The following is a 20,622-nucleotide window of genomic DNA, read 5'->3' on the forward strand; positions in this document are numbered from 1 at the left end:
GTCGCCCTCACGAACTCAGCCCCGCCCACCACAGGCGGGCGCGCAGCCCCCAGCCCGTGCTGTAGCCGAGCGATACGGAGCGGATCGCCCCCGCCGCATCCACCACAACGAAGGCCGGCACGCCACGCAGGCCATAGGCCTGGGCGATGCGGCCATCGGCGTCGATCGCGGTCGGCCAGTCGAGCCCGCGCCCGGCCAGCACCGCGGCCACGGCCGCCGCGTCGCCCGACTGCATCGCCACCGACAGCACCGGATGGTCAGCCTGAACGGCATCGATCGTACCCTCCTGCGCGGTGCAGATCGGACACCAGTCGGCCCAGAAGTAGACCCCGACCGCCCTGCCCGGATGCGCGGCGCGCCACTCGGCCAGGCTCAGCGGCTGGCCATCGGCGGCCAAGGCGGCAAAGTCGGGCGCCGGGCCGGCGGGCACGTCGCGTGCCATCCAGGCCTGGATGGCCAGGAAGAGGCCGATGAAGATCGCGATCTCGAGCGCCCAGCGCCGCCAGCGCGGCCGCTTGCGGACCGGCACGGCGCCTGCCCCGTCGCGTGAAGGGTCTGGATTCATGCCCGTCATCGTACGTCGATCCAGCGCCGCACGTCGCCCTCACGCTCGAACAGGCGCCATTCGCCGCCACGGCCGCACAGGCCAAACACGAAAGGTTCGCGGCCGCGCCCCGGGGTCACGAAGCGCAGGTCGCGGAAGGCAGCGCACACCTGCCCGTCGGCATCGCGCTCGGCATGGTCGAGCACCGGGAACATCGCGAACCAGCGATAGAAGGCGAAATCCTCGGCCCGCCACACCTTCTCGGCCAGCTCGCGGCCGTCACCGTTGCCGAAGCGCTCGGCCACCTGCCACTGCGCCATCGCCACCGGCATGTAGGGTGCGGAGAAGCGGCGGATGAAGTTGTCGGCTTCCGTCACCACCAACGGCGTACTGCGACGCGTGTTGATGTGGGCGTAGTGATAGCGCTCGCCGTCGAACACGATCGCCGTCCAGTTGAACGGCGACGCCGGGCGCGGCGCCGCATCCACCTCGACCACGGCAATGCCCTTGGCCGAAGCGTAGGCGCGCGCAGCGTCGATCGCCTCGGCGCGCCCCGTCGCCTGCACGCCCACCCAGGCGGCGAGCAGGACCAGCGCCGCCGTCGCCGGCACCCGGCTGCTGCGCCACAGCGCACCGGCGAGCAGGCCGGCCACGATGATGCCGGTGAAGGGTAGGTCGATGATGAAGGTGGTGCCCCAGCCGAAGCGATGATCGGAGAACGGCGCCAGGATCATGGTGCCGAACTGGGTGATGAGATCGCCCAGGATGTGCACGAAGATCGCCGCGCACACCACCGGGTAGAAGCCCTGCCAGCCCGCCCCCGGGCGGCCGCCGCGCGACCAGAAGCGTGCCAGCAACCACGCGATCAGCAGCCCCCACAAGGGCAGCAGGATGAGCGAGTGGGTGACGCCGCGGTGCCCGCGCAGGTAGGTGAGCTCGGAGATCCAGCCGAGCACGAAGTCGAGATCGGGGAAGGTCGCCGCGATCGTGCCGGCGACCACCATCTGCCACACCGGCGGCTGCGCAGCGCGGGAAGTGCCCGAATGGGTGCCGGCAGGTATGCGCCGACCCGCGAGCACACGGCCGATGAGGGCCCCCGAAAGGGCGTGGGTCAAGGTATCCATCGAATCCTGAGATCTTCCGTCAAATCGCTCCGCGACGCGCAGCGACACGCACGCTGACGCCGTGCCAGGGTCCGCGTCATTGTGGCTTGAAGCGTCTGTCGATCGGCACGACATCAGCAAGTTCCCCGGTTTCGAACCGTTCGCCGACGCGAAGTTGCGTCTCCGGCAAAGCATGGCCGGTCACAGCCGAGGCCCTGGCGGCGTCGACGGCGCGCCCCCCAAGGGCGGGCGCGCTCGACATTAACGGAAGGTGAACACCCCCTTCAGCATCGATTCAGCCCATGGCGCGCACCATGGCATCACGGTCGAAACGAGACCGCCAACCCAAGCAAGGAGATGCAATCATGCGTGCCACCACCCTCATCGCCACCCTCGCCCTCAGCGGCGGACTCATCGGCGCGGGCGCCGCCATCGCCCCGGCGTTCGCCCAGAGCTCGGCCCCAGCCGCTGCCCAGCCCAACTGGCTCAGCGTGCAGGATGTACTGAGCAAGCTCGAAGCCGCCGGCTACAGCGACTTCCGCGAGGTCGAGCGCGAGAAGAACAAGTACGAGGTCAAGGCCACCGACCCCCAGGGCCAGCGCGTCGAACTGGATGTCGATCCGGTGACCGGCGAAATCCTCAAGACCGAGGTCAAGCGCAACAAGTAAGCGCTTACCCGAGGGGGTGACGGCGCGGCCAACGCCCCTTTCCCGGTTCCCGCCACCTGGAAGGCCCCGCCATGATCCCCGTCCTATCCGCCTTCATTGGCATCCTCGCCCTCGCATGGGGCCTCAACGTCGCCGCCCTCGACGGCGGCACCGCCTCCCTGCATTGGCTCGTCCGCGAACAAGGCCTCTACCTCAGCGGCCTGCTCGCCATCGGCCTGATGTCACTGGCGATGGTGCTCGCCACCCGCCCGGCCATGCTCGAACGCCCGCTCGGCGGCATGGACCGCATCTTCCGCCTGCACAAATGGGCCGGCATCCTCGCCGCGGTGTTCGCCGCGCTGCACTGGTTGGTCGAAATGTCGGACGACGTCATCAAGTCGATCTACGGCCGCACCGGGCGGCCGGCGCACGACGAGTTCGGCGGCCTCTACGAGCTGCTTCGTGACGCCGGCGAGGAAGCCGGCGAATTCGCCATCTACCTGGTGCTGGCGATGGTCGTGCTCAGCCTGTGGAAGCGCTTCCCCTACAAGTTCTGGCGCCACCTGCACCGTGCGATGCCGGTGTTCTACCTGCTGCTCGCCTTCCATGCCGCAGTGCTGGCCCCACCCTCCTACTGGACGCAGCCGGTTGGCGTACTGCTCGCGCTCCTGCTGGCCGGCGGAACGGTGGCCTCGCTGATCGCGCTGACGGGTCGGATCGGCCGCCATCGCAAGGTGCAGGGCGTGGTCACTGCGGTGTCCTCGCCCGCCCCCGACGTCACCGAGATCGTCTGTCGGCTGGACGATGCCTGGCCAGGACACCAGGCCGGGCAGTTCGCCTTCATCGGCTTCGAACGCTTCGAAGGGGCACATCCTTTCACCATCGCCAGCGCCGACCACGGCAACCGCAGCCTCACTTTCCAGATCAAGGCCCTGGGCGACTACACCCGCCAGCTCGCCAGCCGCGTAGCTGTCGGCCAGGCAGTCACGGTGGAAGGCCCCTATGGCCGCTTCGTGCTCGGCCGCCAGGACCACACTGCGCGCCAGATCTGGATCGCGGGCGGCATCGGCGTCACCCCCTTCCTGGCCTGGCTCGATGCGTTGCGCGCCGCCCCCGCCGCTGCCCCGCCGGTGGAGCTGCACTACAGCACCCGCAGTGCCGCGCAAGACCCCTTCGTGGAACGCCTGCGCAGCCTGTGCGCCGAGTTGCCGAGCGTGCGCCTGCACATCCACGACCGCGCCGCCGGCGACGACCTGACGCCCGAACGCCTCGCCGCTACGGCCACCACCGGCCAGCGCGCGGAAGTCTGGTTCTGCGGTCCGCGCGGCTTCGGCGACCAGCTCAAGGCCGGGCTCGCACGGCTGTGGGGACGACGGCTGCGCTTCCGCCGCGAGGCGTTCGAGATGCGGTAAAGGCAGCCAGGCGCGGCAAAGTGCACGCCTTCATCTCCTGACCTGATATCCGGGTTTACACATCGGGTAAGCTTGCGCCACACCTCCCCGGACCACGGACAATGTGGCGTGCTTCATGTCAGGACTGATCCCATGCCGCTCGGCAAGCTTTTTCAGCTCTCGCTGAAAAGCCGCATTTCGTTGCTGACGCTGGCGGTCTTCCTGGTCGGCGTGTGGTCGATCGCCTTTTACGCCACGCAACGCCTGCAGCGCGACATGCTTGAGCTGCTCGGCACGCAGCAGTTCTCGGCCGTCTCCACGGTCGCCGGCCAGCTCGACAATGAGCTCAGGACACGCCTGCAGGCGCTGGACCGCTTCGCGGGCGAGGTCCCGGTGGCGCTCATGAGCGATGCGGCCGGGCTGCAGAAATACATCGCCACGCGCACCGACCTGCTCGCCCTGTTCAACGGCGGGATACGCGTCAACGATGCGGCGGCCGATACGGTCGCCAGCATGCCTTACTCACCCGAGCGCATCGGCGCCAACTACGCCGACCGCGACTACATGGTCACCGCCTTGCGCGACGGCAGGACCAGCATCGGGCGCCCCATCCTCGGCAGAGTATTGAACGCGCCGGTCCTGGGGCTGGCAGCCCCGATTCGGGACGGTACGGGCGCAATCGTCGGCGCCGTGGTCGGCGCCATCAACCTCGGCGAGCCGAGCTTCTTCGACAGCATGACCAACAGCCGCCTCGGCCAGAGCGGCGGCTACCTGCTCATCGCGCCCCAGCACGGCCTGATCGTCACCGGCACCGACAAGTCGCGGACCATGTCGCCGATGCCGCCACTTGGTGTCAATCGGAACCACGACCGCTTCGTTGCCGGCTATGAGGGCTATGGCGTTGCAGTCAGCTCGCGTGGCGTGGAGGAGATCGCGGCAGCCAAGCGGATCCCTGCTGCCGACTGGTTTCTCGTCGGCACCCTGCCCACTGCCGAAGCCCTCGCGCCCATCCACGCCACGCAGCGGCGCGTGATGGGTGTTGCCGCGCTGTTCAGCGTGCTCGCCGGCCTCGTGGCGTGGCTGCTCGTGCGCCACATGTTGCGGCGCCAGTTCGCACCCATGGTGTCGGCAACGCAGGCCTTGTCCGGCATGGCCCAGCCCCAGGGCGCAGCGCTGCAGCCCTTGGCCGTGCTCCACGACGACGAGGTCGGCCAGCTCATCGTCAGCTTCAACCGCCTGATCGAGTCGGTCAGGCGCAATGAAGAGGCGCTCAAGCAGGACATCGTCGAACGCATGCGGGTGGAGGCTGCGCTGCGGGCAAGCGAAGAGAAGCACCGCGTGCTGTTCGAGACCTCGCGCGACGCCATCATGACGCTGGCGCCCCCGTCATGGCGGTTCGCCACCTGCAATCGCGCGGCAATCACGCTGTTCGGCGCCGATGACGAGGCGGACTTCATCTCGCGGACACCCTGGGACTACTCGCCCGCACTGCAGCCGGACGGCAGCCCGTCAGCCGCCAAGGCCAGGGAGATGATGGAGACCGCCCTGGCCGAGGGCTCGCTCCTGTTCGAGTGGGAGCACCGGCGCCTGAACGGAGAAACCTTCCTCACCTCGGTGCTGCTGTCGCACTTCGAGCTGGGCGGCCATACGATGCTGCAAGCCCATGTGCGCGACATCACCGAACGCCGCAAGGCCGAGGAATCGATGCGCCTCGCGGCCAACGTCTTCACGCACGCCCGCGAAGGCATCGTGATCACCGACCGCGATGCCAACATCCTCGAGGTCAACCCCGCCTTTACCGACATCACCGGCTACCAGCGCGAGGACGTGCTCGGCCAGAACCCGCGCATCCTCAGCTCGGGCAAGCAGGACCAGGCCTTCTACGCCGCCATGTGGCAGGAGCTGAACACCAAGGGCTGCTGGTCGGGCGAGGTCTGGAACCGGCGCAAGGATGGCCGGGTGTATGCCGAGATGCTGACCATCAGTGCCGTGCGCGACGAGCGTGGCGAGATCAAGCACTTCATCTCGCTGCTGTCCGACATCACCGCACTCAAGGAATACCAGAACGAGCTCGAGCACATCGCACACTACGACGGGCTCACCGGCCTGCCCAACCGGCTGTTGCTGGCCGACCGCCTGAGGCAGGCCATGAACCAGGCCCCGCGGCGCAATAAGCGCGTGGCCGTCGCCTATCTGGACTTGGACGGGTTCAAGTCGATCAACGACAACCATGGCCATGAAGTCGGCGACCACCTGCTCGCAACCCTGGCAAAGCGCCTGGCACAGGTGCTGCGCAACGGCGACACGCTGTCGCGCATCGGCGGCGACGAGTTCGTCGCCGTCTTCGTCGACCTGCCCGACCACGAGGCCAGCGTGCCGATGCTCACCCGGCTGCTCGACGCCGCCGCCCAGCCGGTGGCCCACGGCGACACCATGCTGCACGTCTCCGCCAGCCTGGGCGTGACCTTCTTCCCGCAAAGCGAGGAGATCGACGCCGACCAGCTGCTGCGCCAGGCCGACCAGGCGATGTACCAGGCCAAGCAGGCGGGCAAGAACCGCTACCACATCTTCGACGCCGAACAGGACCGCAACGTACGGGGCCTGCACGAGAGCCTGGAGCACATCCGCCAAGCGCTGGCGCAGCGGCAGTTCGTCCTCCACTACCAGCCCAAGGTCAACATGCGCACGGGCGCGCTGGTCGGGGCCGAAGCCCTGATCCGCTGGCAGCACCCGCAGCGCGGCCTGCTGCCACCGGCCGCGTTCCTGCCCGTCATCGAGGGCCATCCGCTTGCCATCGACGTGGGCGAATGGGTGATCGACACCGCGTTGCAGCAGATCGAAGCCTGGCGCACGGACGGGCTGTCCGTCCCGGTCAGCGTCAATGTCGGCGCCCTGCAGCTGCAGCAAGCCGACTTCGTCTCTCGCCTGCACGCGCTGATGGCCCGCCACCCCGGCGTGCAGCCCGGCGAGCTGGAACTGGAGATCCTGGAAGCCAGCGCGCTGGAAGACATCGCCGTGGTATCGCAGGTGATGGAGGCCTGCCAGCAGATGGGCATCGGCTTCGCCCTGGACGACTTCGGCACCGGCTACTCGTCGCTGAGCTACCTGAAGCAACTGCCCGCCGGCCTGCTCAAGATCGACCGGAGCTTCGTGCGCGACATGCTCAACGACCCGGAAGACCTGGCCATTCTCGAAGGCGTGCTCGGCCTGGCGAGGGCGTTCCGCCGCCAGACCATCGCCGAAGGCGTGGAGACGCTGCCACACGGCGAAATGCTGCTGCGCATGGGCTGCGAATGGGGCCAGGGCTACGCGATCGCCCGTCCGATGCCTGCGCAGGACCTCAAGCGCTGGGTGGGCTCCTGGAAAACCCCGCCCAGCTGGCAAGCCGCCGCCCCCATCAGCCAGGATCGCCTGCCGGTACTCTTCGCCGCCGTGGAGCAGCGCGCATGGATGGCCGCGCTCGTCGATTACCTGTCGGGCGACGGCGACCGCCCCGCACCGCCAGACACCCAGCAGTACCGCTTCGGCCACCTGCCCGACAAGGCCACCGCGGCCACGCCGGGTACGAAAGATGCCAGCCAGGCGGTGGATGCCCTGCAACGCGACATCCACCGCCTGGCTGCAGCACTGGTCGCCTTGAAGCGCGAGGGCCGCACCGACGAGGTGCGCGCACGCATCGGCGAGTTGAACGCCTTGCACGACCGTCTGGTTGAGCAACTGAACCTGTTGGGCTGAGCTGCGAGCGCGACATAGTTCTCGGACGTCATCGCATCAGCCATGCCGCATGGGTTCGGTGGACGCATAATCGGCCCATGTCCCGCCGTTACCGCAGATCCCGCCGCGATCCGGGCCTGTTCGAGATCGCTACCACGTCCGACTGCCGACGGCGGCGTGGATATCCGTCTGTTCCAGGACGACACCGCCCCTGAGCGCTGCACAGCCGTCGTGCAGTACAAGGCCTGGAACCAGGCAGTGGGCGTAAAACCAGTGCGCGAACTGCGCGGGGTCATGGCCCACGAGCGCGTCGACAAGGCCTTCTTCATGGCCCCGAACGGCTTCACCGACGAGGCCCGCGCCTTCGCCGCCGAAAACCGGATCACCCTGCTCGACGGCAAGCTCTTCCTCGCCATGCTCGAGCGCCTGCCCGAACCCCTGCGCCAGCAGCTTCTCGACTTTGCGACCGAGGGCGACTGGACAACACCCACCTGCCCTTCCTGCGGCGTGAAGATGGCGGCGCGCGACAGCAAGCGCGGGCGCTTCTGGGGCTGCACCCACTTCCCACGCTGCCGAGCAACGCTGCAGATGCGCAGCGCCACACCCTGACCGCCGGACGCCACACGGGCACCAGCCTTGGCAATGCACGGAGAAGGGCCGTGCCGGTACGGCTGGACGGGGTACGGCGGGATGTCGGCCTTATGTGGAGCTCCACATAAGGCCGATTATGTAGATGCCTCGATTATGTTGAGCCAGCATGGGCGTCGTGCGCCAACCGCCCGGCTGGGGCTGCAGGCGCCGTTTTTGATCTCCACATAATCAGAGCGTTCGCAGGAAGTCGATCAGCGAGTCGGGTGCCCGATAGCGCCTGAGTTTGGCCTCTGGCTCGTGAAGCCGGGCCAGCGCCCGCTCCTTCATCGCCAGATCAGCTTCGACGTACTGGTGCGTCGTTGCCGGGCTCTCATGGCCGAGCCAAAGCGCAATGACGCTGATGTCGACGCCGGCCTGCAGCAGGTGCATTGCCGTCGTGTGGCGAATCATGTGAGGCGAGATGTGACGTGTCGCCAAGTCGGGGCACGATTTCGCGGCCACCTGGACGGCGCGCTCCAGTCGCTGCATCACGTTCCATCGCGACATCGCTTGGCCTTCGCGATTGGGTAGCAACGGCGAGTTCGAATCGAACTGCGGATTGCGCCGAAGCCAAGCCCTGATCGCCCTGATGGTTGAGCGCCACAGCGGCACGCTGCGCTGCTTGCGCCCCTTGCCATGTAGATGAACACAAGCGGCAGCATCGTCGAGTACGACATCGCCGACCTTCACGGCGACGATCTCTGAAACCCGCGCACCGGTGTTGTAGAGCATCAGTAGCAACACATGATCCCGTTGGCTGAACCACGTCCCATCTGGCGCTCCGATCACCGCCAGCATCTCTTCCCGGGACAGATAGCCGAGCATCGGGCGTTCGAAGCGTTTTGCCGGAACACCGAGCGCATGTTCAATCACCTGCAGCGATGACACGTCGCGGTGCGCCGCAAACTTCAGGAACGAACGCAGCGCCGCGAGGCGGGCATTGCGGCTACGCACGCTGTTGTGCCGATCGCGTTCCAGATGGTCGAGAAAGGCCATTATCAGATCCGGCGTGATGTCGGGCAGTGTGAGTAGCGCAGGCGACCGGCCGAGGCGCGCCTCGGCAAACCCCAGGAAGAGCATGAAGGCATCCCGGTAAGCGGCCACGGTGCGCGGACTGAGGGCGCGTTGTTGTGTCAGGTGTTCGACGAAGAAGGCTTGTACGAGCGCGGGAAACGATGGCGGTGGTTTGGCTTGCCTACGCATCATCGTCTCCCGCGAGGTCGGCGAACTGCTCGAACCGCCTGGCTGTGATGGCCATCAACTCCGGAACGCCGGTGAGGTACCAGTACGTGTAGAAGATCTCGGCATGGCCCATGTAGGTCGCCAGGGCCAGCATCTTCTGGTCGATCTCGGCACCGTCGGCGTACCAGCGCATCAACCGCCGGACAGCAAAGGTGTGGCGCAAGTCGTGCAAGCGGGGCGCCTCGTGTCCGCCGCGATTGATCCATCCGAGGCGCTCGCGCAGGCCGGTAAAGACGCGGTGTACCTGTCGATCGCTGAGCGGCAGCCCCAGTCGGCGGCCACGACTGCTGATCAGAAACGGCATGCCCGCTGTCGTCGGAAGATGCCTCTCGCGCTGCCTTCGGTAGCAGCCCAGTGCCTTGACCGTGCTCGGATGGATCGGCAGTTGCCGAGACTTGGCGAACTTGGTCTGCCGGATCGTCAGCATCCCGCGCTTGAGGTCGACATCCGCATCGCGCAGGTGAATGGCTTCGGAAACGCGCAGTCCGGTCGAAGCCATCAGACCGAACAGGGTTTCGTAGGTGAAGGGCCGAATGCTGCCAGTGGGGCCGAGTGTGCGTGCTGCCGCGAGCAACTCGACGATCTCGTCGTCATGGTAGATGTGGGGTGCAACGCGGCCGGGTTCCGGGCCGAAGAGCGATGCCTCGGGCAACTCGGTATCCGGCTCGAACTGCTGCAGGTAACAGATGAAGTGCCGCAGTCGTCCCCAACTGCGCGCCCAGGTGCCTGCATCGCCATTGCCATCCTTGGCGGTACGCACCCATTCGGCCATGAGCTCGGCCGTCAGCGGACCACGATGGCGTTTGGCCGCCACGAAGCGGGCAAACCTGGAGAGGAAGGCGTCACCGGAGCGCAGACGGAAACCCTGACGACGGCGCTCGGCCAGATAGTCGTCGATTCTGGCCTGCAGGCTTCGGCGTCGGCTCATGATTCACTCCCCGGCCAGGGCAGCGCAACGTCGGCGAGATTTGGCGTGTCGAGCTTCGCGTAGATCCGGGAGGTTTCCAGAGACCGGTGCCGCAAGACATCAGCAACTTCCTTGAGTGAGCCGCCGTTCTCGACGAGGCGACACGCCAGCGTATGCCGCAGGACGTGCGATCCTGTACCAGGCAAGCCGGCCCGTTGGCACGCCCGGCGGATCACGTTCTGAATCGCATAGGTTGTGACTGGAACGTCACGCGAGTCGCGGCGGCAAAGGAAGATTGCCCGGCTTGGGGCTGCCGGGCGCTCATGCTGCAAATAGTCCGCCAAGGCTTGCCCGGTGGTCATCGGCAGCGGCAGGACGTCCCGCCGTCGCGACTTCGTCCCCTTCAGCGTGACCGTGCCTTCTCGCCAGTCGATGTCGTCGATCGACAGGTTCGCGATCTCGCCCGCGCGCAGCCCCATGTCCAGTGCGCAGCGGACGATGGCATAACCTCGCCTGGGCTTGCGTCCATAAGGGAGTGCGGCGAGCAGCCGTTGAACTTCGTCCGGCTTGAGGGCGCGGGGCAGCACTGCAAGGTTCCACTGCACCGGTGAGGAGATGACTGCGCTCAGACCGGCAACCGAGTCGCCGCAGATCGTCCGGTAGCGGAGGTAACTTCGCAAGGCGGTTGCGACTTGCGAAGCGGCAGAATGCGAGGGGCCGTCCCCCAGTTGCCCGGCGATGAAGCGCCGAACATCGGCTGCATGCAGCCTGGCCATGTCGATGACGCCGCCGGCAAACTTCTTCTGCAACAACAGACCGACGATGCGGCAATGGTTGCGACGTGTGCATGCCGCAAGGCCACGGACGTCATGCAGGTGGTCGTCGTACCGCCGCAGTTCGTCGGCGATGGCGTCGGAGGGGGCTGCGCTTGGGCGCGTAGGTTGCGCGCGCCGGGATTGGGCGGATGGGTTCATGAGCGTCTCCTGGAGTGGAAACTCCACTTCAGGAGAGCGCTGGAATTATGTCGAGCTCAGACTCCTACCCCGGCAAGCAAAAGCTCGAGCACACTGGGATCTACGGCCTGCTATCCCGGACGCTTAACATAATCGAGGCATCTACATAATCGGCCTCAGCTGCCGGTGGCTTGATGGCACAGTCAGGCAGCAATGGGTTGGTCACCTGCCGTTCGCGCGTCGGGCGACGGTGAACGGCGGCTTCTCCGTCCGGCGAACTGGAAGTATCGACCCTGAGCCGCCTGATGACGTTATCAAGCTAAACGGCAACATGCCGGTCACCAAGCTGCCGTCCGTGCGGCTCTTTGAAAATACCCGATGTGAATTTATTTACATACGTAACTCTTGCAAGACTTCAGGGTGAGAAACGGCAACACGGAGCAACGTCTTGGCCGCACCCGTAGGCGAGCGACGCCCCTGCTCCCACTCCTGCAGCGTTCTGGCTGACACTCCGAGCAGATCCGCAAAAGCTTGCTGAGACAAGCCCATCTTTGCACGAGCCTCAGCTGCTTCGGACAACTCGACACGCGTGGTGCGTACGGCCTCGCCACGCCTCATTTGCTTGACGGACTCAAGCAAATCCTGCTGGAACTTTTCGATTTCAGAGGGCATCTTCGACTCCTTGCTTTAACTCCGCCAAGAAGGACGTGGGGAGATTGTCGAACTTGGCTTTCTTGTAGGCGATCAAGAGCCAAATGGTTTCGGTGTTCGCGTTGAAGTAAATGACCCTGGCGCCACCGCGTTTTCCTTGTCCCGCAGATGTCCAACGGACCTTGCGGCAGCCGCCACTTCCCCGGATGACGTCACCGGCTTCTGGATTGGCTGCAATCCAGTTGATGAACTCAGCGCGCTCGGCCTCCGACCAGATTTCACTGGCATAGCGCTGGAAGATAGCGGTTTCAGCAACTGTTCTCATATGCGAACTATACGTCATTGACGTATAGTTCGCAAGCAGCGGCGCAGACACAGTTTTTGACCGAGGCCGATAACAAGCAGACGGCAAGTCCCTGATCGGCTATCCGTCGTTCGCGTTGGCGGAAATTTCCCAGTCGCTACGTCTCGTGATGGCCGCATGCCGCTATTGGGAAACGCGTTCCGATAGCGGCCGTTGATCGTCGATCGAGAGAGACGGTGGGTGTCGGGTCGGGCCGAGCACGAGGCTGTCAGTCGGAAAGGAAGCGGCTGGCAGCTTGACGATCGGTGAGTAGACCGCGACTTTGCAGACGTCATCTGGCACGCCAAGGTCGAAGCCGTAAGCCCACCTCGCAGATCGGCAAAGAAAAAGCGGACCATGCCGCGATGGACACGATCCGCTCGGACGTCAGGCTTTCAGCTTGCGCAGACCCTCCGCAAGCAGCCAGAGTGCCCGGTTGAGCCGGACATTCTGGTCAATGCCCTGGACAGGCCGTGTGCGCTGTTGTCGCCCATTGCCGCTGCGGCCGGCCAGGCCTCCTTTGATGAGATTTTCCTGCACCCGGTTGAACGTAGACCAAAGGTCCTTACGGTTGTCGTCGAAACGACGGGGGCGCAGGATCTGGCTTTCGGTAATCGGCAGGGTTTTGCCGGGTTCGTCGTACTTGAGAACCAGGGCCGATCTGGCGAAGACTTCGGCCTCGCCGTCATCGAGCGCGATGGCACGCATGCCGTCACGTGAGTCCTGCACCAGCTCGAAGCCACGTAGCACTTCGTAGGCCCCTTCGATCACGTGATCGATGACGTTGCCCTTGTGATGCACGCGCACGTCGGCGAACGTGTCGCCGCACACCAAGCCGTTCTGGCAGACGAAGCGGAACATGCCTGCCAGCATCTGGTAGCTGCTCGTGCCATCGTGCGAGTTGATCAGGACGACTTCGTTCGCCTCGTCGCCGTTGATCTGGCTCGCATGGCGAAGGCGCAGCATGTGCTTGGTGTAGTCGCGGCGATCCTCGTTGCGCACGTGGGTCTGGCACACCATGAACGGCTGGAAGCCTTCCTTGCGCAGTTCGGTCAGCACAGTCGCCGTCGGGATGTAGCTGTACCGCTCGGAGCGACTTTCGTGCGGGGTGTCCGCGAAGATGGAGGGCGCGACGGCACGAATCTGATCATCCGACAACGGATGATTCGACCGCAGCACCGGGGAGCGATGAGAAAAGCGGGACGCGAGTTGCATGGCGATCTCCTTGGATGAGAGACCGGAGTCCCGCCCCACCGGGGAAGAACCCCGGCGGGTGGTGTAGCGCCGCTCACGCGACGGTTGGGATCAGGCCTTGGCGAGATGCCAGTCCTGGGACAGCGGAGCGAACTCGTAGCCCAACGCACCGAGACGGTCGCGTTGCTGACGCAGGACGCGGCGATCCACGGTGGCATCGAGCTTGACGATCTTGCCCAGCGGCCAGAGCGCACTGAACAGCACCATGTCATCCACCTCGACAGATGCTTCGGGGGATGCGACGGCCGGTTCGTTGCCGAACGGCGTGGTATCAACCAGAGGATCGCGCGCGCTTCGCTGCTTCGCCTTCGCCTTGGCCGGAGGCGAGGTCGGCGCGGGCGGCGGCGCTTCCTCGTCGATCGGATCGACTTCCTGCGGACTCAGCTGGCGAGCTTCGTCGCAGCTCAGGGCGTCGATGTTGGACAGCGTCATCCCGCTCAGGTGGGCGCGGATCTCGATGACCATGCGACCGTTGGCGTTGTACGTTGAGGGGCGAATCTCGACGATGACGAAATCACCGTCGTACTTGCCCTCGCGGTACTGATCGAGTTCGGCGTTCTTCACGACGAACTCGCCGATCGAAGTCGCCAGGCGGCCGACGTTGAAGTCGCCGTTGCGGCCGTGGATGGTCTTGATGGCCAGTTGGCCAGGGATGGTGATCATGAAGGTCTCCTGCTGACGAAGAGAGGACGAGGCCCCGCGGATGGTGCCTTGCGGATCAGAACGACTCGGCAACGACCCATGCAGGAGCGTCGGCAGCGTTGCCGTCGGCAGCTTCGGTGACAGGCTCGGATGACGCCGGAGCCGCGCCTTGCTGCGAGGCGGCTACGTCGGATGTCAGACTTTCCTCCAGGTCCCGCTCGTCGGTCTCGGTCGGCTTGGGTTCGGCCTTGTAGACGAGCTTGCCGTCGACCTTGATCCAACTGACGAACAGCAGGCGGGCCTTGAGGCTCACCCCCTGCTCGCCAGCACGCTTGCCCTTGGAGTAGGTGAAGGTATCGGTCCACAGGTCGCCGAGGCGGAACCCGATCATCACCTTCTTCTCGGCATCGACTGCCTGGATGCAACGGCGCACCAGGTGCTGCGCTTCCGATCCAGATACACGCGCGTCGAAACGCACATATGAGACGTCGTCGCTGGGACCATTGAGCGCTGCAATGTCGCAGGCCAGGAAGGAATCGCCTTTCTTGGGCTTCACTTCGCGGATGCGATTGAGATACCCGAGGCCGGTGATGTGCAGATCGAAGTAGGACTTTTCGTTGGAAGTGGTCATGGTGAATCTCCTGAGAACAATGAGGCGGAGACACACCGGACCCAGGCGCGGGAGGTGTGGAACCCCGCGTGGGTTGATGGAACAGCTTGGTGACATCGCCATCGACAGGCGATGGCCGTTCGCACATGGATGTCGGTGCGAACTGGTGTGATCAACGCGGCCGGAACCGCGCCTTAGCCTCGGGGATCATGGCTACCTGGGCATGTTGCTGAGGGGAGTCAGCAGAACATGGCATCAACCTGCCATTCCTCGGCGTGACGGGCGAGAGGAAATCAGCATCGAGGTTTGACCCGATTCGTCCCCCCATCGCTCTTCGGGAAAAGGAAAGGTTGGCGGCGCGCCCGCATCTTGCGGATGCAAACACACGGGACGGCTCCGGTCTTGATCGATCGCTACGCCTTCAATCGGATTTGTCGGGGGAGAGGTGAGGCGGCGCCTGTTGCATGGGGGGGGAGCCCATCGGCGCCGCCTCGTTTTCACCGGCCGGAGGAGGGAGCCGATGAAACTGGGGTGGAGACGTCTTGATGCCGCACCAGCACAGAGCTGACTTGGTGCGACGCCTTCACTTATTCCCTGCTGTCGGGCGTTCCGACGATCACCACGTGCAGGAAACGCGGGCCATGCGCCCCCAGCACGAGGCTGCCCTCGATGTCCGTGGTGCCGCTGGCCCCCGTGACGATGTTGACGTTGCGCGGCGGGCGCTGGCCGGCGGTGGCCGCGGCGTAGTCGTCGAGGAAGGGGAGGATCGTGTCCGCCCGTACCATGACGAGGTGATGCAGCGGCAGGAAGTTGGCGAGGATCGGCGTATCGGCGCCCGAGTGAAACACCAGCGAGCCGGTCTCGGCGATCCCCCAGCGCGCGACGCCGATCGCGATCATCTCGTCTGGCGCCACCTTGTCGTGGAGCTCGAACCCTGACCAGTCCAGGTCCTGCAGCGGCGCCGCGGGCTGCAGTGCCACCACCGCGGGCAGTCCAAACGCCTCGAGGTAGCGTCCGACCGCCGCCGGCAGCTCGCTCGCGCTGGCGATGCGCTCGGCGGTTGCGGCCACCTTGGGGCTGGTGACGCGGGCGATGAAGGCGTCCACCAGCCCGTCGGCCAGCAGCGCCGGGCGAATGGACGGCAGATCCTGCAGCAGCGCATCCGCGTCGCGACGTACCGCCGCCGGATCGACCGCTGTGTTGCCGAGGCCGCTGCGCACGGCGTTGAGGATGGTTTCGCGTGCGCTCATTGGCCTTTCTCCTGGTCCTTGTACATCTCCATGAAGGTGCGCTTCGCCGGCGCGGGGAACTCGCGGTAGGCGGTCCACGCGCCCAGGCCGGGCATTCCCTTCACGAGGCCGCCGCGACTGAACAGGCGCATCACCCGGATCGCGATCGCCGTGCCGAGCCGGTACAGCCGCGGGCGTGATGCGACGAAGGTGTGGATGCCCAGGCCAAAACGGACCGTGGCCGGCTCCAGGCCCTCGCGCCAGGAGCGGTCGCGCCAGCCGCGCAGCAGGGTCGGCAGCGGGATGGCCACCGGGCAGACTTCCTGGCACTTGCCGTTCATCGTGCATGCGTGCGGGAGGTCGCGCGACGACTCGAGGCCATCGAAAACCGGTGTCAGCACCGCGCCCATCGGGCCGGGGTAGGTGCCGCCATAGACGTGGCCGCCCAACTGGCGGAACACCACGCAGTGGTTCATGCAGGCACCGCAGCGGATGCAGCGCAGCATGTCCTTCATGCCCTCGCGCAGCATGCGGGTGCGGCCGTTGTCGACCAGCACGATGTGGAATTCTTCCGGCCCGTCGCGATCACCGGTCTGCTTCGGTCCGCAGTGGAAGGTGGTGTATTGGGTGACGTCCGCCCCGGTCGCCGAACGCACCAGTAGGCGCAGCATGGCGATCGCGTGGCCCATGCTGGGGACGAGCTTCTCGATGCCGGCGGTGACGATGTGCACCCTCGGCGGGGTGGTGGTGAGTTCGGCGTTGCCCTCGTTGGTCACCGTGCACGTGGCGCCGGTGTCGGCGAGGAGGAAGTTCGCGCCCGAGATCGACACGTCGGCGGTCAGGAACTTGTCGCGCAGCTCGCGGCGCGCGCTGTCAACCATCGCCTCGATGGTCTCTTCCTGGTGCGGTGCGCGGTGCAGGCGCTTGAACATCTCCGACACCTGCTCGCGCGTACGGTGCATCGACGGCCACACGATGTGCGAGGGGCGGTCGCCGCCGAGCTGCACGATGTGTTCGGCGAGGTCGGTCTCGACGCGCTCGATGCCGGCTTCGTCGAGCGCATGGGGCAGGCCGATCTCCTCGCCGAGCATCGACTTGACGCGGGTGACGCGTTTGGCGCCGGCTTCCTTGCAAAGACGCACGACGATCTGCGAGGCCTCTTCGGCCGTCCTCGCCCAGTGCACCTTGGCCCCCGAGGCGATCGCGTTGCGCTCGAACTCGAGCAGATAATGGTCGAGGTTCGCGATGACGTGGTCCTTGATGCGCTTGCCGCGCTCGCGGGCCGCTTCAAACTGCGGGAACTGCGTCATCGCCACCGCGCGCTTGCGCTCGGCCGTGCCGGTGGTGCGATCGATCGCGATCTTCAGCGTCGGGTCGGCCAGTGCTTCCTTGGCGCGCACCTTGAAAGAGAGGGTTGCTTCCTGCATGGCTCAGCGCTCCTCGCCGATGGCCGGACCGCCGGCCATGCCGGCCAGCACCTCGGCGGCGTGGAAGCTGCGCACGTTCGAGCCCTTGCGCTTGAGCTTGCCGGCCATGTTCATCAGGCAGCCGAGGTCGCCACCGAGCAGCAGGCTCGCGCCGCTGCGCTCGATGGCGTCGGCCTTCTCGCCGACGACCGCGTTCGAGATCGCCGGATACTTGACGCAGAAGGTGCCGCCGAAACCGCAGCACACGTCGTTGCCTTCCAGCGGCTTCAGCGTGAGCCCGGACACCTTGTCGAGCAGGGCGCGCGGCTGGTCGTGCACACCGAGCTCGCGCAGGCCCGAGCAACTGTCGTGGTAGGTGAAGCTGGTGTCGAGCTTCACATCGGCGGGCGCAAAGTGCATCACGTCCACCAGGAAGCTCATGAGTTCGTATGTGCGTTCGCCGAGCCGGCGTGCGCGTTCGGCCCAAGCGGGATCGTCCGCCAGGGCCTCGGCGTAGTGCGCCCGCGTCATGCCGACGCAGGAGCCGGAAGGCGCGACGACGTAGTCGTAGCCCTCGAAGGTCTCGATGAAATGGCGGGCGAGCACTGCCGCGTCGGCGGTGTCGCCGCTGTTGAAAGCCGGCTGGCCGCAGCAGGTCTGCGCTTCCGGCACCTCGACACGGCATCCGGCATCACGCAGCAGCTTGAGCGCGGCGAAGCCGACGCTGGGGCGCATCGCATCGACCAGGCAGGTGACGAAGAGGCCGACACGCGGTGGCGACGAGAAGGCACCTATCTGTTTGAGGGTAGTGGTCATAGTCGTACGCTCCATACATTCGATCAGAACCCAGCGCAGTCGTGACGCCCTGCCCGCGCTGGGCTCTTGCCGACAAAGCGCGATCACACAGCTACGGTCAATATTGCCGAGTTCGGGTAATAGTGCTTACAACGGTCAGTTACTCACGGCAATTTCACGCCCAGCAAGGGGTCGCCCAAGTTCAATACATGCATAGACAGCATCGCCAGTATTCCGGCAAGAGCCACGTAGTAGATCGTCGGGATGATGGTGCGCCGCAGGATCTGCCCCTCGCGCCCCATGACCCCCACGGTCGCCGACGCGGCCACCACATTGTGGATCGCGATCATGTTGCCCGCCGCCGCTCCGATGGACTGCGCTGCGACCATTGTTGCGCCGCTGACGCCCAGTGCCTGCGCAACGCTGTACTGGTACTGGCTCAGCATCAGGTTCGACACAGTGTTCGAACCGGCAAGAAAGGCCCCGAGAGCGCCGACCGTCGGGGCGAATATCGGGTAGATGTCCCCGACCGCTGATGCCACCCAGAGTGCCATCGAGATCGGCATGCTCGCGAACTCGTTCGCGTTCACGCCGGACTGGATCATGATGCGGACCATCGGCACGGTGAACACCAGTACGAAGCCGGCGCTCAGCAGCGTGGTGGAGGATTCCTTGACCGCCCTCCCGAAGGAAGGGAGGTACATCTTGTGCAAAATGATCGTCACCAAGCACACGGCGACCAGTACGCCGCCGGGGAGGTACAGGGGCTGGAAATTGCCGCTGATGCCCGGCTCGCCGAGGATGTCGCGTACGCTCCAACTCACCGACAGCAGCGCTTGCTTAAAGGGTGCCACCGTGCGGCTGAGCACCAGCACCAGGGCAAGCAACAGGTAAGGCAGCCAGGCGACGAAGGTTGGGATTTTCCTCGTGTTCTGGTCGATCTTCATTTCGAAGGTGCCCATCCATTCGGCCGGCCACTCCTTCGGCTCGGCGAAGTCCCAACTCTTCTTCGGCACCAGGAACCCGGCCCGCGCCGCGAGGGATACCACGGTAAGGCCGAGCAGACCTCCGAGCAAGGACGGGAACTCAGGCCCGAGAAAGCGGCCGGCCAGGGCATACGGGACGGTGAAGGCGAATGCGGAGAAGAGCGCGAACGGCACGATCGGCAAGGCCTCGGCCCACGACTTGTTGCGACCGAAGAATCGCGTCATGAACATTACCAAGAACACGGGGATCAGCGTGCCGCAGATGGCATGGCCCAAGGAGACGCGCTCGACGATCAGACTGAAGAAGGCCGTCCAGTCCTGCCCCTGCGCCTGCAGTGCCGCGGTCATCACATCGCGCTGAAGGCCGCCCTGCACGCCGACGATCAATGGCGTACCGACGGCGCCGAAGGAGACCGGCGTCGACTGGATGATCATCCCGAACATCACCGCCGAGAGCGCCGGAAAGCCGACCGCCACCATCAGCGGGCCGGCCACGGCGGCCGGTGTTCCGAAGCCGGACGCACCCTCGATGAACGATCCGAACAACCACGCGATGAGGATGACCTGCACGCGTCGATCAGGACTGATGCGCGCGAACCCGCTGCGGATGCTGGCGATGCCGCCCGAGTGCTTCAGGGTGTTCAGCAGCAGCAGCGCGCCGAAGATGATCCACAGCACCTGGACCGTGATGATCAGCCCCTCGAGTGTGGCCGCTGCGATACGGTTGAGGCTGACACCCCAGGCGAACAACGCGATCGCCGCGGTCACGAAGTAGACCAGGGGCATGGCACGCTTGGCCGACCACCCGAGTCCGATGAGGAGGAGGCCGGAGAGGCCTATCGGTATGAATGCCAACAGTGCTTGCAGGCCGAGCGTCATGATTTGTCTCCCTTCGCAATTTCTTTGAGTTGTTGTGTATCGGTCGTCCGGATCGGCGTGCGCAGGGCGACGATCCGGTCGCTTCCAGCGTCAGTACGGCTCGTCGATCAGGTGCTCAGCGCGCCCAGTACCTCGTCGAGCATCTTCCTGGCGTCACCGAACAGCATGCGGTTGTTCTCCTTGTAGAAGAGCGGGTTGTCCACCCCGGCGTAGCCCGACGCCATGCTTCGCTTCATCACGATCGAGGTCCTGGCCTTCCAGACTTCGAGCACCGGCATGCCGGCAATCGGGCTGCCCGGATCTTCCTGGGCAGCCGGGTTCACGATGTCGTTGGCGCCGATCACGATCGCGACGTCGGTGTCCGGGAAGTCCTCGTTGATCTCGTCCATCTCGAGCACGATGTCGTAGGGCACCTTCGCCTCGGCCAGCAGCACGTTCATGTGGCCCGGCATGCGACCGGCCACCGGGTGGATGGCGAAGCGCACGTTGATGCCCTGGCCGCGCAGCACATTGACGATCTCGCACACCACGTGCTGGGCCTGCGCCACCGCCATGCCGTAGCCCGGCACGATGACGACGTTCCTGGCCTCGCGCAGCAGCTCGGCGGTATCCACCGCGCTGATCGGCGTGACCTCGCCTGCCGGCTCGGCGCCGTCGGCCGCCGCCGCAGGGGCGCCGCCGCCGGCGCCGAAGCCG

The 20,622-nt window shown here is 65.7% G+C and carries 19 protein-coding genes; 4 read left to right on the plus strand and 15 right to left on the minus strand.

Annotation, left to right across the window (positions count from 1 at the left end):
• Positions 1–7: 7 nt before the first annotated feature.
• Both C662_RS14600 and C662_RS14605 read right to left on the minus strand, forming a co-directional pair.
• Entirely contained in the window at positions 8–574 is a 567-nt protein-coding gene (locus C662_RS14600; RefSeq protein WP_002930651.1) for a redoxin family protein, read from the minus strand.
• Positions 571–1,668: a metal-dependent hydrolase gene (locus tag C662_RS14605; RefSeq protein ID WP_002930652.1), complete on the minus strand. Its 1,098-nt coding sequence runs from the start codon at positions 1,666–1,668 to the stop codon at positions 571–573. The genes C662_RS14600 and C662_RS14605 overlap by 4 nt, the downstream gene beginning before the upstream one ends.
• A gap of 344 nt (positions 1,669–2,012) precedes the next feature.
• Here C662_RS14605 and C662_RS14610 point away from each other — a divergent pair, with 344 nt between their 5' ends.
• The 4 genes from C662_RS14610 (at position 2,013) to C662_RS14625 (ending at position 8,008) form a co-directional block, all read left to right on the plus strand.
• Entirely contained in the window at positions 2,013–2,315 is a 303-nt protein-coding gene (locus tag C662_RS14610; RefSeq protein ID WP_002930653.1) for a PepSY domain-containing protein, read from the plus strand.
• A gap of 71 nt (positions 2,316–2,386) precedes the next feature.
• Complete coding sequence (locus tag C662_RS14615; protein WP_002930654.1) at positions 2,387–3,706, plus strand: ferredoxin reductase family protein; 1,320 nt, start codon at positions 2,387–2,389, stop codon at positions 3,704–3,706.
• A gap of 132 nt (positions 3,707–3,838) precedes the next feature.
• Positions 3,839–7,420, plus strand: a complete 3,582-nt coding sequence (locus tag C662_RS14620) for a bifunctional diguanylate cyclase/phosphodiesterase (protein ID WP_002930659.1) — start codon at positions 3,839–3,841, stop codon at positions 7,418–7,420.
• A 42-nt stretch (positions 7,421–7,462) separates the two neighbouring features.
• The gene (locus C662_RS14625) at positions 7,463–8,008 is read left to right on the plus strand and encodes a restriction endonuclease (RefSeq protein ID WP_269745387.1); all 546 of its coding nucleotides are present in this window, start codon (positions 7,463–7,465) and stop codon (positions 8,006–8,008) included.
• A gap of 210 nt (positions 8,009–8,218) precedes the next feature.
• Here C662_RS14625 and C662_RS14630 read toward each other — a convergent pair whose 3' ends face one another.
• The 13 genes from C662_RS14630 to C662_RS14690 form a co-directional block, all read right to left on the minus strand.
• Complete coding sequence (locus C662_RS14630; protein ID WP_232433282.1) at positions 8,219–9,235, minus strand: tyrosine-type recombinase/integrase; 1,017 nt, start codon at positions 9,233–9,235, stop codon at positions 8,219–8,221.
• The gene (locus tag C662_RS14635; protein ID WP_002930643.1) at positions 9,225–10,199 is read right to left on the minus strand and encodes a tyrosine-type recombinase/integrase; all 975 of its coding nucleotides are present in this window, start codon (positions 10,197–10,199) and stop codon (positions 9,225–9,227) included. The genes C662_RS14630 and C662_RS14635 overlap by 11 nt, the downstream gene beginning before the upstream one ends.
• The gene (locus tag C662_RS14640) at positions 10,196–10,987 is read right to left on the minus strand and encodes a site-specific integrase (RefSeq protein WP_232433283.1); all 792 of its coding nucleotides are present in this window, start codon (positions 10,985–10,987) and stop codon (positions 10,196–10,198) included. Before C662_RS14640 ends, C662_RS14635 begins: the two co-directional genes overlap by 4 nt.
• A gap of 534 nt (positions 10,988–11,521) precedes the next feature.
• Entirely contained in the window at positions 11,522–11,803 is a 282-nt protein-coding gene (locus C662_RS14645; protein WP_002925881.1) for a helix-turn-helix domain-containing protein, read from the minus strand.
• Entirely contained in the window at positions 11,793–12,107 is a 315-nt protein-coding gene (locus C662_RS14650) for an L-histidine N(alpha)-methyltransferase (RefSeq protein ID WP_232433284.1), read from the minus strand. The genes C662_RS14645 and C662_RS14650 overlap by 11 nt, the downstream gene beginning before the upstream one ends.
• Before the next feature lie 405 nt (positions 12,108–12,512).
• A complete protein-coding gene (locus tag C662_RS14655) occupies positions 12,513–13,340 on the minus strand; it encodes a DUF932 domain-containing protein (protein WP_002930663.1) in 828 nt (275 codons plus the stop codon).
• Between the two features lie 90 nt (positions 13,341–13,430).
• Positions 13,431–14,042, minus strand: a complete 612-nt coding sequence (locus C662_RS14660; protein ID WP_002930665.1) for a DUF3275 family protein — start codon at positions 14,040–14,042, stop codon at positions 13,431–13,433.
• Positions 14,043–14,097: 55 nt separating this feature from the next.
• Positions 14,098–14,652, minus strand: a complete 555-nt coding sequence (locus tag C662_RS14665) for an STY4534 family ICE replication protein (protein ID WP_002930666.1) — start codon at positions 14,650–14,652, stop codon at positions 14,098–14,100.
• A gap of 566 nt (positions 14,653–15,218) precedes the next feature.
• A complete protein-coding gene (locus C662_RS14670) occupies positions 15,219–15,881 on the minus strand; it encodes a LutC/YkgG family protein (protein WP_002930670.1) in 663 nt (220 codons plus the stop codon).
• The gene (locus C662_RS14675) at positions 15,878–17,287 is read right to left on the minus strand and encodes a LutB/LldF family L-lactate oxidation iron-sulfur protein (protein WP_002930671.1); all 1,410 of its coding nucleotides are present in this window, start codon (positions 17,285–17,287) and stop codon (positions 15,878–15,880) included. The genes C662_RS14670 and C662_RS14675 overlap by 4 nt, the downstream gene beginning before the upstream one ends.
• A 3-nt stretch (positions 17,288–17,290) precedes the next feature.
• The gene (locus C662_RS14680) at positions 17,291–18,082 is read right to left on the minus strand and encodes a (Fe-S)-binding protein (RefSeq protein ID WP_002930672.1); all 792 of its coding nucleotides are present in this window, start codon (positions 18,080–18,082) and stop codon (positions 17,291–17,293) included.
• 143 nt (positions 18,083–18,225) lie between these two features.
• A complete protein-coding gene (locus C662_RS14685; protein ID WP_002930673.1) occupies positions 18,226–19,926 on the minus strand; it encodes an L-lactate permease in 1,701 nt (566 codons plus the stop codon).
• A 107-nt stretch (positions 19,927–20,033) separates the two neighbouring features.
• A partial coding sequence (locus C662_RS14690) for an NAD(P)(+) transhydrogenase (Re/Si-specific) subunit beta (protein WP_002930674.1) occupies positions 20,034–20,622 on the minus strand: 589 nt, incomplete at its 5' end.

This window comes from Thauera sp. 28, assembly GCF_000310145.2.
GTDB lineage: Bacteria > Pseudomonadota > Gammaproteobacteria > Burkholderiales > Rhodocyclaceae > Thauera > Thauera mechernichensis.